This window comes from Streptomyces sp. R33 (assembly GCF_041200175.1).
Classification (GTDB): Bacteria; Actinomycetota; Actinomycetes; order Streptomycetales; family Streptomycetaceae; genus Streptomyces; species Streptomyces katrae_B.
Window position 1 is genome coordinate 2,891,986 of the sequence record NZ_CP165727.1, and the last position, 13,439, is coordinate 2,905,424.

Sequence of the window (13,439 nt, forward strand, 5' to 3'; positions counted from 1 at the left end):
GCCGGCACGGGAGGGGGTTCGTCAGGCTCCGATGAGCTTGGCGAACTTCTCTTCGTACGCGGTCTCTTCCTCACTGGTGAGGGAGCGGAAGGCGTGGGCCTTGGCCGCCATCGCCTTGTCCGGAATGATCAAGGGGTTGTCCGCGAGCTCGGGGTCGATCTTCGCAAGGTCTTCCTTGACGCCTTCGACCGGGCAGACGTAGCTGATGAACGCGGCCAGCTGGGCGGCTATCGGCGGCTCGTAGTAGAAGTCGATGAGCTTCTCGGCGTTGGCCTTGTGCCGGGCGTGGGCGGGGACCAGCAGGTTGTCGCTGGAGGTGATGTAACCGGGCGCCGGGATCGCGTACTTGATGTCCGGGTTGCCGGCCTGGAGCTGGATGATGTCGCCGGCCCAGGCCAGGCAGGCGGCGAGGTCGCCCTTGTCGAGGTCCGACGTGTAGTCGTTGCCCGTGAAGCGGCGGATCTGCTTGGTGTCCACGCCCTTCTGGAGCCGGCCGATGGCCGCGTCGAAGTCGGCGGTGGTGAAGTTCGCCGGGTCCTTGCCCTGGTCGAGCAGGGTCATGCCGACGCTGTCGCGCATCTCGGTGAGGAAGCCGACGCGGCCCTTGAGGGAGGGGTCGTCGAGCAGCTGCGTGACGGAGTCGACCTTCTTGCCGCCGGTCGCCTTCTCGTTGTAGGCGATGACGGTGTCGATGCCGGTCCAGGGGTAGCTGTACGAGCGGCCCGGGTCCCAGTCGGGAGTGCGGAACTGCGGGATCAGGTTGGCGTAGGCGTGCGGGAGGTGGGAGGGGTCCAGCTTCTGCGCCCAGCCGAGCCGGATGATGCGGGCGGCGAGCCAGTCGGTGACGACGATCAGGTCGCGGCCGGTGTCCTGGCCTGCCGCCAGCTGCGGGCGGACCTTGCCGAAGAACTCGACGTTGTCGTTGATGTCCTCGGTGTACTTGACCTTGATCCCGGTGCGCTTGGTGAACTCCTCCAGCGTGGGGTGGGTCTTCTCGTCCTCGCTGGTGTCCATGTACTCGGTCCAGTTGGAGAAGTTGATCTCCTTCTCCTGGTCCGAGTGGTCGTCGGAGGCCACGGCCGTGTCGCCCGCGCGCTTGGCGGGCGGGATGCCGCACGCGGACAGGGAGGCCAGACCGCCGAGGGTGAGCGCGCCGACCCCGGAGGCGCGCAGCAGTGAGCGGCGGGTCAGGGCGCCCCGCCCACTGGTGAGGCTGCGCCGCATCGCGGCGAGTTGGGCCGCCGAGAGGCGGTCGGACTCGAACTGCTCCATGAGCTGCCCTTTCGGGAGGGGTGGCGCCGCTGGTCAGGCGGCCGGCTGCCACTCGGCAAAAGCCGTGGACGGTTAGATGCGGTCCCCGAAAATGGTGCGGTGCCAGTCCTTGGCGGCCACCGCGGTGTTGTCGTACATCACGTGTTTGACCTGCGTGTACTCCTCGAAGGAGTAGGCGCTCATGTCCTTTCCGAAGCCACTCGCCTTGTAGCCGCCGTGGGGCATCTCGCTGATGATCGGAATGTGGTCGTTGACCCAGACGCAGCCCGCCTTGATCTCGCGGGTGGCCCGGCCGGCCCGGTAGACGTCGCGGCTCCAGGCGGAGGCGGCGAGGCCGTACGGGGTGTCGTTGGCCAGCTCGATGCCCTCGTCGTCGGTGTCGAAGGGCAGGACGACGAGGACCGGCCCGAAGATCTCGGACTGGACGACCTCACTGTCCTGCGCGGCGCCGGAGACGAGGGTGGGCCGGTAGTACGCGCCCTCGGCGAGTTCGCCGCCCGGGATCCCGCCGCCGGTGACGACGGTGGCGTAGCCACGGGCGCGCTCCACGAAGCCGGCGACCCGGTCGCGCTGGGCGTGCGAGACCAGCGGGCCGAGGTCGGTGGCCGGGTCGAAGGGGTCGCCGAGGCGGACGGTCTCCATCAGCTCGGCGACGCGGGCGACGAAGGCGTCGTGCAGGGGGCGCTGGACGTACGCGCGGGTGGCGGCGGTGCAGTCCTGGCCGGTGTTGATCAGGGACGCGGCGACGGCGCCGTGCGCGGCGGCCTCCAGGTCGGCGTCGTCGAAGACCAGGAAGGGCGCCTTGCCGCCGAGCTCCAGGTGGAGCCGCTTGACGGTGGCGGTGGCGATCTCGGCGACCCGCTTGCCGACGGCGGTGGAGCCGGTGAAGGAGGTCATGACCACGTCCGGGTGGCCGACCAGGTGCTCGCCCGCGTCGCGGCCGGCGCCGGTGACGATGTTGACCACGCCGTCGGGCAGGCCCGCGTCCTTGGCCGCCTGGGCGAACATCAGGGAGGTGAGTGGGGTGAGCTCGGCCGGCTTCAGGACGATCGTGTTGCCCGCGGCGATCGCCGGGAGGATCTTCCAGGCGGCCATCTGGAGCGGATAGTTCCAGGGCGCGATGGAGCCGACGACCCCGATGGCCTCGCGGCGTACGTAGGAGGTGTGGTCTCCTGAGTATTCAGCTGCCGCCTGTCCCTGCAGATGGCGGGCGGCGCCCGCGAAGAAGGCGGTGTTGTCGATGGTCCCCGGTACGTCGAACTCGGTGGACAGCTTGATCGGCTTGCCGCACTGCAGGGACTCGGCGTACGCGAAGTCCTCCGCCTGCTCGGCCAGCACGGCGGCCAGCCGGTGCAGGGCGTCCGAACGCTCACCGGGAGTGGCCGCGGCCCAGGCCGGGAAGGCCCGCTTGGCGGCGGCCACGGCCGCGTCGACGTCGGCGGTGGAGGCGAGCTCGTACGTGAGCACGTCCTCGCCCGTCGCAGGGTTCACGATGGTGTGCGACCGGCCGGAGGTACCGGACCTGAGCTGCCCGTCGATGTACTGCGCGCCGTCTGCGAAGCGGTCCTTGACCTGGAAGCGATTACCCATGACGCTCTCACGCTCTCCGTAGCTTCAGCTCGAATTGAGTGCCGATCCTGGCAGAGGTGTTCCCCACCGCCAAGGGATTCCGTTGTTGCCTTTTGATTACGCGACGGAATCGGTCGACCATGTGTCGAGGCACGTCCCAAATCCCGTACGAAGTGTCAGTGGCGACTGCCAGACTCGCGTGCATGGAGATGATCGACAAGTTGATCGAGCAGGTCAGCCGCGGTGAGCGGGTGAAGTACCTGCCGTTCTGGGGGCACCGGCCGCGTCCGGACGGGACCCTCGGGCCCAGCTGCATGAGCCAGTGGTGGCCCTCGGAGTTCACCGTGGGTGATGTCCGGTATGCCACGGCCGAGCACTGGATGATGGCCGGCAAGGCCCGGCTGTTCGGGGACGCCGAAGCGGAGCGCGCGGCCCTGGAGGCGAAGACCCCGGCGGAGGCCAAGAAGATCGGCCGGCTGGTGCGCGGCTTCGACGGGGAGATATGGGAACGGGAGCGGTTCGCGCTCGTGGTGGAGGGCAGCGTGCACAAGTTCGCGTCCACCCCCCAGCTGCGCGCGTACCTGCTGTCCACCGGGAACCGGGTGCTGGTGGAGGCGAGCCCGATGGACCGCATCTGGGGCATCGGGCTGGCGGCGGACGACGAGCGCGCCCTGGACCCGTCGCGCTGGCGCGGCCTGAACCTGCTGGGCTTCGCCCTGATGGAGGCCCGCGACCGGCTGCGCACGGACGCCGTCTGACCTCGGCCGGGCGCGATCCTAAATGCATGGCGGGCGGCCGGGCGGGCCGCCTAACGTAGGACTCGTCCAGGTGCGCAGGCGAGACCTACTTCCACTGTTAATGGGGCGGCCGCGGGTTCGAGTCCCGTCATCGGCTTCGTGCCGGTGTAGCTCAGTTGGTAGAGCACCACGTGGTTTCGCCGACCTCGAACTCTGGACACCTGCGTCACGCACCTCCCGGTGCGCCGTGCTGCGGCTCCTTCTTTTGCAGAGAATCCCAAGCCGCCGCCACCTTGATCTCGGGAGGCACGCGTGCGGGATGCCCGGTGCGCAGGCGACGGTTACTTCGGGGACCAGGAGGTCGCGGGTTCGAATCCCGCCCGGCTGCGGCCGGTGGAGCAGCTTGGCAGCTCGCCTGGTGATAAGTCCGTCGCCGACTCCGATCTCGGGCATCCCGCACGTCACGCCTCCCCCACGTTCCACTGAATTCGGGGGGATTCACCATGGCTCGCTTCAACCTGCGCGCGCCCAAGAAGGTTTCCGCGGCCGCGGGGCCCACCTCGCCCGTGCGCTCCACCGGCCGCACCGCCAACCACCAGGGCAGCCGCGGCTTCGCCCGCGACCCGCGCTCCGAGCTGTTCCTGCTCGCCGTCGCCAACTTCGTGACGCAGCGGACGTTCTACGAGAGCGGCGAGGCCCGCGACGACCGGTTCTGCGCACTCGTGCGCCGCCTCGCCGTCGAGGACCCCGCGTGGACCGCCGGCCTGCTCGGCTGGCTGCGCACGGACGCGAACATGCGCACCGCCTCGCTGGTCGGAGCGGCCGAGTACGTCAAGGCGCGGCTCGACGCCGGAGCCACGGACGGGCCTTCGAACCGCCAGGTCGTGGACTCCGTACTGCGGCGCGCGGACGAGCCCGGTGAGCTGCTGGCCTACTGGACGGCGACGTACGGGCGGAACGTGCCCAAGCCGGTCAAGCGCGGTGTCGCGGATGCCGTCCGCCGGCTCTACTCCGGCAGCTCGCTGCTGAAGTACGACACCGCCTCCAAGGGCTTCCGCTTCGGCGACGTGCTGAACCTCGTGCACGCCTCCCCCGATCCCGCCAAGGCCTGGCAGGGCGAGCTGTTCCGGTACGCCCTCGACCGCCGCCACCACCCGGAGACGGCGCAGGTGCCGGCCGGCAACCGCACCCTGCTCGCCCACCGGGAGCTCATGGAGCTGCCGGTGGAGGAGCGCCGGGCCGTGGTCACCGCGCCGGACGGGGCCGAGCGGCTCGCCGCCGCGGGCATGACCTGGGAGGCGCTGGCCGGCTGGCTCCAGGGGCCGATGGACGCGACCGCCTGGGAGGCGGTCATCCCGTCCATGGGCGCGATGGCGCTGCTGCGGAACCTGCGCAACTTCGACCAGGCAGGCGTCTCGGACGCGGTGGCCGCGCAGGTCGCGGCGAAGGTCTCCGATCCGGAGGTCGTCGCCCGGTCCCGGCAGTTCCCCTTCCGCTACCTGGCCGCCTATCAGCACGCGCCCTCGCTGCGCTGGGCGTACCCGCTGGAGCAGGCGCTCGGGCACTCGCTGGCCAACGTACCGGCCCTGCCCGGCCGGACGCTGGTCCTCGTGGACCGCTCGGGGTCGATGTGGGCGCCGTTGTCGGACCGCTCGCAGCTCAACCGGGCCGACGCGGCGGCCGTGTTCGGCACCGCGCTGGCACTGCGCGCCGAGGACGCGGACCTGGTGCAGTTCGGGACGGACAGCAAGCAGGTCCCGTACGACCGGGGCGAGTCCGTACTGAAGGTGCTGGAGCGGTTCGAGGACCTCGGCGGTACCTACACGGCCGAGGCGGTCCGGCGCTACTACAAGGGACACGACCGGGTCCTGATCGTCACGGACGAGCAGGCGACGTACCACTACGGCGGTGACCCGACGGCCCTCGTGCCGGACGAGGTCCCCGTGTACACCTGGAACCTGGCCGGGTACCGGGCGGGCCACGCGCCCTCCGGGTCCGGGAACCGGCACACCTTCGGCGGACTCACCGATGCGGCCTTCCGCATGGTGTCCCTGCTCGAGGGGGGCCGGGACGCCGACTGGCCGTGGGTGGCGCAGGCCCGGTAAGGGCGGACGGACAGGCAGCGGACGGAACAGGGCCGGGGCGGGCAGCGTATGCCCGGTCCCGGCCCTGCGCGTCGTTGCCGTGTGCCGCCGGGCTGTGCAGCCTGCGCGTCAGACGTTCTCGCGGATCCGCGTCCGCGAGGCCGGGCTGTCGAAGTCGGAGTCGCCGTCCGGGTCACCGAGCAGGACCCCGGCGATCACGAGCGCGATCATCAGAATGCTGATCAGGATGCTGACCGCGCCCAGGATGATCCCGGCCAGTGCCATCGAGCCGTTGTCGGCCTCGCCGCGCCTGGCCTTGCCGCGGCCCAGGGCTCCGAAGATGACCGCCGGGACTCCGAACAGGACACCCAGGTAGCAGGTGACCACGCCGACGATGCCGAGGACGAGGGCGGTGACCCCGAAGCCGTTGCTCTTCTGCTGGTAGGCGGGGTACCCGGGGTACCCCTGATAGCCCGGGTAGCCGTACGCCGGCTGCGCGGGCGGCGGTCCGGGGTACGCGTAGCCCCCGGGATCCGGCTGCGCCGGGTACCCGTACGCGGGCGGCAGCGTCGGGGCAGGCTCGGGCGTGGGCGCCGGAGCCTGTATCGGCGTCGGCCCCGGTATCTGCGCCGGCGGGAAGTCGGCCCCCGGCATCCCCGCGATCGTGGGCTGGTCGTGCACGGACGGCGAACCCGGCACGCCCGGTGTGGCCTGCGGTTTGCCGAGTTCCACCGCCGGCCGCTCCGGCGGCGCCCACGGGTCCCTCGGCTCGGGGCTCTGATCGGTCATGCGGCGCCCCCCTCTCGTACGGCCATGCTAAGCGCTGCCTCCGACAGTCCCGGAGCTGCCTACGATGAAGCCCGATCTGTCCGCACCCGCGTCCTCCCGGAGGCTCCTTCATGCCCGACCTGAACCCCTTCATCGCAGGGCTGCCCAAGGCGGAACTCCACGTCCACCACGTCGGTTCGGCCTCCCCGCGCATCGTCGCCGAACTCGCCTCCCGCCACCCCGACTCCAAGGTCCCCACCGACCCCGAGGCACTCGCCGACTACTTCACGTTCACCGACTTCGCGCACTTCATCGAGGTCTACCTCTCCGTCGTCGACCTGGTCCGCACTCCCGACGACGTACGCACCCTGACCTTCGAAGTCGCCCGCGACATGGCCCGGCAGAACATCCGCTACGCCGAGCTGACCATCACCCCGTACTCCTCCACCCGTCGGGGCATCGACGAGAAGGCCTTCATGGAGGCCATCGAGGACGCCCGCAGGGCCGCCGAGACCGAGCTCGGCGTCATCCTGCGCTGGTGCTTCGACATCCCCGGCGAGGCCGGCCTGGAGGCCGCCGCCGAGACCGCGCGCCTCGCCGTCGAACTGCGCCCGGAGGGCCTGGTCTCGTTCGGCCTCGGCGGCCCCGAGATCGGCGTCCCGCGCCCCCAGTTCAAGCCGTACTTCGACGCCGCCCGGGCCGCGGGCCTGCACAGCGTGCCGCACGCCGGCGAGACCACCGGCCCGGAGACCATCTGGGACTCGATCCGCGACCTCGGCGCCGAGCGCATCGGCCACGGCACCAGCGCCACCCAGGACCCGGAGCTCCTCGCGTACCTCGCCGAGCACCGGATCGCGCTCGAGGTCTGCCCGACCTCCAACATCGCCACGCGCGCCGTGACCGACCTGGACCGGCACCCCGTCAAGGAGATGGTGCAGGCGGGCGTGCTCGTCACCATCAACAGCGACGACCCGCCGATGTTCGGCTCGGACCTCAACAACGAGTACGCGGTCGCCGCGCGGCTGCTCGGCCTCGACGAGCGCGGGCTCGCACAGCTGGCCAAGAACGCCGTCGAGGCTTCGTTCCTGGACGAGGCCGGCAAGGCGAAGATCAGCGCGGAGATCGACACGTACACCGCCGCCTGGCTGGCGCGCTGACGCCTGCGGAGAATGGGGTCCATGCGCACCCTGACTGTCGTAGGCCACCGCGGCGATCCCTACCGTGTCCGTGAGAACACCCTGTCCTCGATCCGCTCGGCCTTCGCACGCGGAGCGGATGCTGTCGAGATCGACGTACGGCTGACCCGCGACGGGGAGGCGGTGCTGCTCCACGACGAGACGCTCCAGCGGCTGTGGGGCCATGACGTGCGGCTCGACGCCGTCACGGCCCCGCAGCTCGAGGAGTTGACGGGCGGTGGGATCCCGACGCTGCGCCAGGCCCTGACGGCGGCGGGTGCGGGCCGCGTGATGATCGACCTGCCGGGTGCGACACCCGAGTCCGTACGGACGGTCGTCGGCCAGGTCCGGGAGTGCGGGGCGCGCGAGCGTACGTACTACAGCGCGGGGCCGGACTCCATGCTGGCCGTACGCGCCGCCGATCCGGGCGCCGAGATCGCGCTGACGTGGACCACGCTGGCGCCGCCGCGCCGGGTGCTCATCGACGCGGTGGCGCCGACCTGGCTCAACTACCGCTTCGGACTGGTCAGCCGGGAACTGACGGACGCCCTGCACCGGGACGGCCTGCTCGTCGCGGCCTGGACGGCGGACACGAGGCGGACGATGCGCAGGCTGGTCGCGGCCGGGGTGGACTCCGTCACCACCAACCGGGTGGACGCGCTGGCCGGCGTACGGGCCGAGTTCGGGCTGTCCGGGCGGTGATACGCGCCTGGGGGGAGCGGATCCGGCGGGCGGATCCGCGGTGGCAGGACCTGGGACTGACGCTGCTCGTGCAGGTGGCGACGACGATTCCGTTCGTCGTGCCCCGCGATCCGCTGGATTCGCCGGCGACCTGGCCGGCGTACCTGCTGACCACGCTGGGCAACGTGCCGCTGGTGTGGCGGCGGCGTGCGCCCCTGTGGGCGATCTCCGGGATGGTCGCGGCCGGCTCGGTGTACACGCTGGCGCTGGACGGCCCCGGGCAGCCCCTGCCGTACGCCCCGCTGATCGGCGTGTACACGATGGCGCTCCTGTGCCCGGCCCGGGTGCGGATCACGATGGGCGTGACCCTGACCGGGCTGATCCTCGCCTCCGTGGCGCTCAACACCGGGACGGCCAGGGAGCTTCTGTTCGCGCTGTTCGTCTTCGCGGCGGCGTACGCGCTGGGACGGCTCCAGCACACCCGGCAGGCCTACACGGCGGCGATCGAGGCAAGGGCCGCCGAGCTGGAGCGGGCGAACCGGATCGAGGCGGAGCAGGCCGCGGCGCGCGAACGGGCCCGGATCGCACGGGAGATGCACGACATCCTCTCGCACGCCGTCAGCATCATGATCGTGCAGGCGGAGGCCGGTCCGGTGGCGGTGCGGCGGGCTCCGGAGCGGGCGGAGGCCGCCTTCGACGCGATCGCCGAGACGGGGCGGGACGCGATGGCGCAGCTGCGGACGATGCTGGGGGTGCTGCGGACGGACGGCGCGGCGCAGGCGGCGCCGCGCACGCCGCAGCCGGGGATCGAGGAGTTGCCGGGGCTGCTGGAGCGGGTCCGCGGCAGCGGGCCGCAGGTGGCGTACGAGCGGACGGGCGCGGTGCGCACGCTGCCCGCGGCGCTGGAGGCGACGGTGCACCGGGTGGTGCAGGAGGCGCTGACGAACGTGGTGAAGCACGCCGGGGCCTCGACGGTGTCCGTACGGCTGGACTACGGGCCGCAGGCGCTCACGGTGACGGTGACGGACGACGGGCGGGGCCCGGGTCCGGGTCCGGGAGCTGCTGCGGGCGGCCCCGGCGGCGGGCACGGGCTGATCGGGATCCGGGAGCGGGCGGCGGCGCACGGTGGTACGGCGGAGTACGGTCCCGGGCCCGATGGCCTGGGGTTCTCGGTTCGCGTCGTGCTAGTAACCTCACCGCTGGAGGTGGGGCGTTGACGATCCGTGTGGTGGTGGCAGACGACCAGGAGCTGGTGCGCAGCGGTTTCGCGATGATCCTGGACGCGCAGGAGGACATCGAGGTCGTCGCGGAGGCCGGGGACGGCGCGGCGGCGGTGGCGGCGGTGCGGGAGCTGAAGCCGGACGTGGCGCTGCTGGACATCCGGATGCCGGTGCTCGACGGGATCGAGGCGTGCCGGGCGATCTCGGCCGGGACCCCGTGCCGGACGGTGATGCTGACGACCTTCGATTCGGACGACTACGTGTACGAGGCGCTGCACGCGGGGGCGAGCGGGTTCCTGCTGAAGGACGTGCGGCGGGACGACCTGGTGCATGCCGTACGGGTGGTGACGGCGGGCGAGTCGCTGTTGGCGCCTTCGGTGGCGCGGCGGCTGATCGAGGAGTACACGGCGGCGACGGCGCGGCCGGCGACGGCCGGGGCGCTCCCCGCGCAGCGGCTGGAGGTGCTGACCGCGCGGGAGCGGGAGACGCTGCTGCATCTGGGGCGGGGGCTGTCGAATGCGGAGATCGCTGCCGCGCTGGTGGTGAGTGAGCACACGGTGAAGTCGCATGTGGGTCATGTGCTGGCGAAGCTGGGGCTGCGGGACCGGATCCAGGCGGTGATCTGCGCGTACGAGACGGGCCTGATCTCGGCCGGGAGCGGGGCCGCAGCCGCGGCTGGCTCTGGGGTATCTCCCTCCGGGGAGTGAGAAGCCGGTGGTCGGATCCCTCTCGCCGGTGAGTTGTCGTACCGGCGAAGACCCCTCTCTGTGGTGATCCGCGAACACCCCTGTGACCTGCAGCATTGAGTCATCGGGCCGCCGGGGCCCGGATGGTTCACAGGGGGGTTCCCACCATGAAGGTCCGTACGCGCACACTGATCGCCGCTGCTCTGGTCCTGGGCGTTGCGGCCGGACCGGCCGTCGCCCGGGCGGCCCCGGCGCCCGGGCCGGTGACTCCGCCGGTGGTGGCTGAGCCGGCGTCCCCGGGCGTCACGGCGCCGCCCCTCTACACGACCCCGCCCGACGCGGCGGCGCTGCGGAAGGCGATCTCCGGCGTAGGGCCGGACAGCAAGGATGCGACGGCCGCCCTGGTCCGGGTGGGCGGTACGAGCGGCCGCTGGGCGGGCAGTTCCGGCGTCGCCGATGTCCGCACCGGACGCAAGGCCGTCGACGGCGCCCGGTTCCGGGCGGGCTCCGTGACCAAGACCTTCACCGCGGCGGTGGTGCTACAGCTGGCCGCCGAGGGCAAGGTCGATCTGGACAAGCCGGTGCAGCAGTACCTGCCGGGGCTGTTGCCGGCCGGCCCGAAGGGTTTCGAGCCCATCAGCGTGCGGCAGTTGCTGAACTACACGAGCGGCATCCGGCCCGCCGAGGGCCCGGGGGACTCGTTCGAAGCGCAGTACGCCCACCGGTTCGACGTGGTCGACCCGCATGCGCTGATCGCCGAAGCAGTGGCGAAGGGGCCCGAGTTCCGGCCGGGCGAGAAGCAGCACTACCTCAACATCGACTACACGGTCCTGGGCGTGCTGATCGAGAAGCTGACGGGGACTACGTACGAGCAGGCCCTGTCCGCCCGGATCCTCAAACCGCTGGGTCTGCACCACACTTCGGTTCCGTCGCGTCGGGAGAACCGGATACCGGGCCCGCACCACCACGGCTACCAGGCGGTGCAGAAGGCCGGCGGCGTGACCTCGCTGGTCGACGTGACCGAGTGGAACTCCTCGTCCAACTGGGCCGCCGGGGACCTGATATCGACCACGGCGGACCTGGAGAAGTTCACCGAGGCCCTGTTCGGCGGCCGGGTGGTGCCGAAGGCGCAACTGGAGGAGATGTTCACCGTGCCTGCGGTGTCGGACTTCGAGTCCGGCGAGGAGGCCGTGCAGACCGCGGGGATGAAGCGGTTCGTGCTGCCGGACGGCACCGTGGTCTACGGCAAGACGGGCTCCCGGTACGGCTACAGCACCGTGATCGGCGGGGCGCGCGATCTCTCGCGCACCCTCGTCTACTCCGTCAACTCCACCGACGCCAAGGGCCGGGACATGAACGGGGTGGCCTATGGGATCGTCGCGGCGGCCTTCGCCCGGTAGCCGTCGGGCCCGGGCGACAGGGCCTCGAGGCGCTTGATCATGCGGTGGAGCACCAGCAGGGGTACGACCCCGAAGACGCCGAACGACATGTCGATGACGCTCCACCCGAAGGGGATGCCCCGGATGGGGCCGCAGATCAGGGCCAGGGGGATCACGCCGGCGCAGGCGATCATGCCGGCTTCGACGATCCAGATGTTGCGAACGGGGTCGCGGTGGACCCCGTAGAAGAAGACCGCGATCACCAGGTGGGCGAAGGCGAGCCAGTCGGTGCCGTAAAGGAGGAAGGGATAGTCCGCGTCGGCTCGGTCCAGCCCTTCTCCCACTCGCCGCAGCCATGCGTGGGACACGAGGGAGTTGGCCCAGTGCAATTCGCTGACCAGGGGGAAGGCGGTGAGGCCACTGAGCACGAGACAGACGATGAACAGGACCAGCCAGGCACGGATCCGCCGCTGAAGGGCGCTTCTCTCGCTCATGGAAGGAAGCGTACGCCGATTTCTGAACGCGTTCAGCCAAATCTCTGAACGCGTTCAGTTCTGTGGCGGGACCGTGATCATTCGGCTCCGCCCGGCACTCAGAGACCGACGATGGCGTTCCAGCGCTGGGCGAGGGAGCGGCGCTCGGCCGACGAGATGTCCCGGGCCACGACGAGCCGCTTGCGCATCTCCCCGTCCGGGAAGATCAGCGGGTTCTCGGCGAGTTCGGCGGTCTCCTTGTCCTCGGAAGCGGCCAGCACCTCTCGGGCGGCCGGGACGGGGCAGACGTAGTTGACGGCGGCGGCGAGCTCGGCGGCCACCTCCGGGGTGTAGTAGTAGTCGACCAGCGCCTCGGCGTTGGCCTTGTGGCGGGCCAGGTTGGGGACGAGCAGGCTCTCCGCCCAGAGCTCGGCGCCCTCCTCCGGGACCACGAACTCGATGTCGGGGTTGTCCGCCTGGAGCTGGATGGCATCGCCGGAGTACGCCTGGCAGGCCAGGACGTCGCCCTTGCTCAGATCGGAGGTGTAGTCGTTGCCGGTGAAGCGGCGGATGTGCTTCTTCTTCACCATGCTCTCCACCTGGTCGCACATCCGGTGGAAGTCGGACTCGGTCCACCGGGTGACGTCCACGCCGTCGCCCTGCATCAGCAGGGCGAAGGACTCGTCCAGACCCGAGAAGAGGGTGACCTTGCCCGCCAGGTCCGGGTGCCACAGGTCGCCCACGGACTTGATCTCCCGGCCGAGCGCCTTGCGGTTGTAGGCGATGCCGGTGATCCCCGACTGCCACGGGACGGTGTGCAGGCGGCCCTCGTCGAAGGCGGGGGACTGCAGCTGCGGGTCCAGGTGGGCGGCCACGTTGGGCTGCGCCGACCGGTCCATCTTCTGGGTCCAGCCCAGGTGGACGAAGCGGGCGGCCATCCAGTCGCTGACCACCACCAGGTCGTGACCGGTCTCCTGGTGGTTCATCAGGGCCGGGCTGACCTTGCCGAAGAACTCGTCGTTGTCGTTGATCTCCTCGGTGTACCGGACCTCGATGCCGGTCTTCTCCGAGAAGGCGTCCAGCGTGGGACGGCGCTCCTCGTCCTCGTCGTCGGTGTCGATGTACAGCGGCCAGTTGGAGAAGACGACCTTCTTGTCCCGGTCGGAGCGGTCCGTGCCTCCCCGGCGGTCCTCGGGAACGTAGGCGGCGGGCACACCGCAGCCGGCGAGGGCCGCGAACAGGCCGACGGCACCGAGGCCGCGCAGTGCCGCGCGGCGGGAGAAGGCGAGTTCAGGCATGGGCAAAGCCTCGGGGAACAGAAGGGGGCGGGCAATAGACACATTGTCTACTGCCCGCCCTCTCAAGCTCCTTCGGTGATCGATGCGATCTCCGTGG

General features: G+C 70.9%; 12 protein-coding genes and 1 tRNA gene. 8 read left to right on the forward strand and 5 right to left on the reverse strand.

Annotated elements, in window-relative coordinates; translation table 11 throughout:
* Positions 1-21: 21 nt before the first annotated feature.
* Both AB5J51_RS12955 and AB5J51_RS12960 read right to left on the reverse strand, forming a co-directional pair.
* Positions 22-1,272, reverse strand: coding sequence for a spermidine/putrescine ABC transporter substrate-binding protein (locus AB5J51_RS12955; protein WP_053786156.1), 1,251 nt, complete (start codon positions 1,270-1,272; stop codon positions 22-24).
* Between the two features lie 72 nt (positions 1,273-1,344).
* Positions 1,345-2,862, reverse strand: a complete 1,518-nt coding sequence (locus tag AB5J51_RS12960; protein ID WP_136225893.1) for a gamma-aminobutyraldehyde dehydrogenase — start codon at positions 2,860-2,862, stop codon at positions 1,345-1,347.
* Between the two features lie 182 nt (positions 2,863-3,044).
* Between AB5J51_RS12960 and AB5J51_RS12965 the strand changes: the two genes are divergently transcribed.
* The 3 genes from AB5J51_RS12965 to AB5J51_RS12975 all read left to right on the forward strand — a co-directional run bounded on the left by AB5J51_RS12965 (position 3,045) and on the right by AB5J51_RS12975 (position 5,683).
* The gene (locus tag AB5J51_RS12965; protein WP_369777760.1) at positions 3,045-3,599 is read left to right on the forward strand and encodes an NADAR family protein; all 555 of its coding nucleotides are present in this window, start codon (positions 3,045-3,047) and stop codon (positions 3,597-3,599) included.
* Between the two features lie 68 nt (positions 3,600-3,667).
* Positions 3,668-3,732: transfer RNA gene (locus AB5J51_RS12970), tRNA-Asn, on the forward strand.
* Positions 3,733-4,081: 349 nt separating this feature from the next.
* Entirely contained in the window at positions 4,082-5,683 is a 1,602-nt protein-coding gene (locus AB5J51_RS12975) for a TROVE domain-containing protein (RefSeq protein ID WP_369777761.1), read from the forward strand.
* 108 nt (positions 5,684-5,791) lie between these two features.
* On the opposite strand, the gene AB5J51_RS12980 is transcribed toward AB5J51_RS12975, so the two are convergent.
* A complete protein-coding gene (locus AB5J51_RS12980; protein ID WP_369777762.1) occupies positions 5,792-6,451 on the reverse strand; it encodes a DUF4190 domain-containing protein in 660 nt (219 codons plus the stop codon).
* A 110-nt stretch (positions 6,452-6,561) separates the two neighbouring features.
* Between AB5J51_RS12980 and AB5J51_RS12985 the strand changes: the two genes are divergently transcribed.
* The 5 genes from AB5J51_RS12985 to AB5J51_RS13005 all read left to right on the forward strand — a co-directional run bounded on the left by AB5J51_RS12985 (position 6,562) and on the right by AB5J51_RS13005 (position 11,592).
* Positions 6,562-7,587 (forward strand): adenosine deaminase, encoded by a 1,026-nt coding sequence (locus tag AB5J51_RS12985; RefSeq protein ID WP_369777763.1) that lies wholly within the window; start codon positions 6,562-6,564, stop codon positions 7,585-7,587.
* A 21-nt stretch (positions 7,588-7,608) separates the two neighbouring features.
* Entirely contained in the window at positions 7,609-8,307 is a 699-nt protein-coding gene (locus tag AB5J51_RS12990) for a glycerophosphodiester phosphodiesterase (protein WP_369777764.1), read from the forward strand.
* On the forward strand, positions 8,304-9,503 hold the full coding sequence (locus AB5J51_RS12995; RefSeq protein ID WP_369777765.1) for a sensor histidine kinase: 1,200 nt from the start codon (positions 8,304-8,306) through the stop codon (positions 9,501-9,503). Before AB5J51_RS12990 ends, AB5J51_RS12995 begins: the two co-directional genes overlap by 4 nt.
* Positions 9,500-10,213, forward strand: coding sequence for a response regulator transcription factor (locus tag AB5J51_RS13000; RefSeq protein WP_053786149.1), 714 nt, complete (start codon positions 9,500-9,502; stop codon positions 10,211-10,213). Before AB5J51_RS12995 ends, AB5J51_RS13000 begins: the two co-directional genes overlap by 4 nt.
* 146 nt (positions 10,214-10,359) lie before the next feature.
* On the forward strand, positions 10,360-11,592 hold the full coding sequence (locus AB5J51_RS13005) for a serine hydrolase (protein WP_053786148.1): 1,233 nt from the start codon (positions 10,360-10,362) through the stop codon (positions 11,590-11,592).
* Here the strand turns inward: AB5J51_RS13005 and AB5J51_RS13010 are convergent.
* Together AB5J51_RS13010 and AB5J51_RS13015 are read right to left on the reverse strand one after the other, a co-directional pair.
* A complete protein-coding gene (locus AB5J51_RS13010) occupies positions 11,559-12,065 on the reverse strand; it encodes a hypothetical protein (RefSeq protein WP_053786147.1) in 507 nt (168 codons plus the stop codon). The genes AB5J51_RS13005 and AB5J51_RS13010 overlap by 34 nt on opposite strands.
* A gap of 98 nt (positions 12,066-12,163) precedes the next feature.
* The gene (locus tag AB5J51_RS13015; RefSeq protein WP_369777766.1) at positions 12,164-13,342 is read right to left on the reverse strand and encodes a PotD/PotF family extracellular solute-binding protein; all 1,179 of its coding nucleotides are present in this window, start codon (positions 13,340-13,342) and stop codon (positions 12,164-12,166) included.
* Positions 13,343-13,439 lie beyond the last annotated feature (97 nt).

Bases quoted from the DNA above. Each gene is read 5' to 3' on its own strand.
- AB5J51_RS13005 (WP_053786148.1), top strand. From the start codon at position 10,360: ATGAAGGTCCGTACGCGCACACTGATCGCCGCTGCTCTGGTCCTGGGC.
- AB5J51_RS13010 (WP_053786147.1), bottom strand. From the start codon at position 12,065: ATGAGCGAGAGAAGCGCCCTTCAGCGGCGGATCCGTGCCTGGCTGGTC.
- AB5J51_RS12990 (WP_369777764.1), top strand. From the start codon at position 7,609: ATGCGCACCCTGACTGTCGTAGGCCACCGCGGCGATCCCTACCGTGTC.
- AB5J51_RS12985 (WP_369777763.1), top strand. From the start codon at position 6,562: ATGCCCGACCTGAACCCCTTCATCGCAGGGCTGCCCAAGGCGGAACTC.
- AB5J51_RS12980 (WP_369777762.1), bottom strand. From the start codon at position 6,451: ATGACCGATCAGAGCCCCGAGCCGAGGGACCCGTGGGCGCCGCCGGAG.
- AB5J51_RS12975 (WP_369777761.1), top strand. From the start codon at position 4,082: ATGGCTCGCTTCAACCTGCGCGCGCCCAAGAAGGTTTCCGCGGCCGCG.
- AB5J51_RS12965 (WP_369777760.1), top strand. From the start codon at position 3,045: ATGGAGATGATCGACAAGTTGATCGAGCAGGTCAGCCGCGGTGAGCGG.
- AB5J51_RS12960 (WP_136225893.1), bottom strand. From the start codon at position 2,862: ATGGGTAATCGCTTCCAGGTCAAGGACCGCTTCGCAGACGGCGCGCAG.
- AB5J51_RS13015 (WP_369777766.1), bottom strand. From the start codon at position 13,342: ATGCCTGAACTCGCCTTCTCCCGCCGCGCGGCACTGCGCGGCCTCGGT.
- AB5J51_RS12955 (WP_053786156.1), bottom strand. From the start codon at position 1,272: ATGGAGCAGTTCGAGTCCGACCGCCTCTCGGCGGCCCAACTCGCCGCG.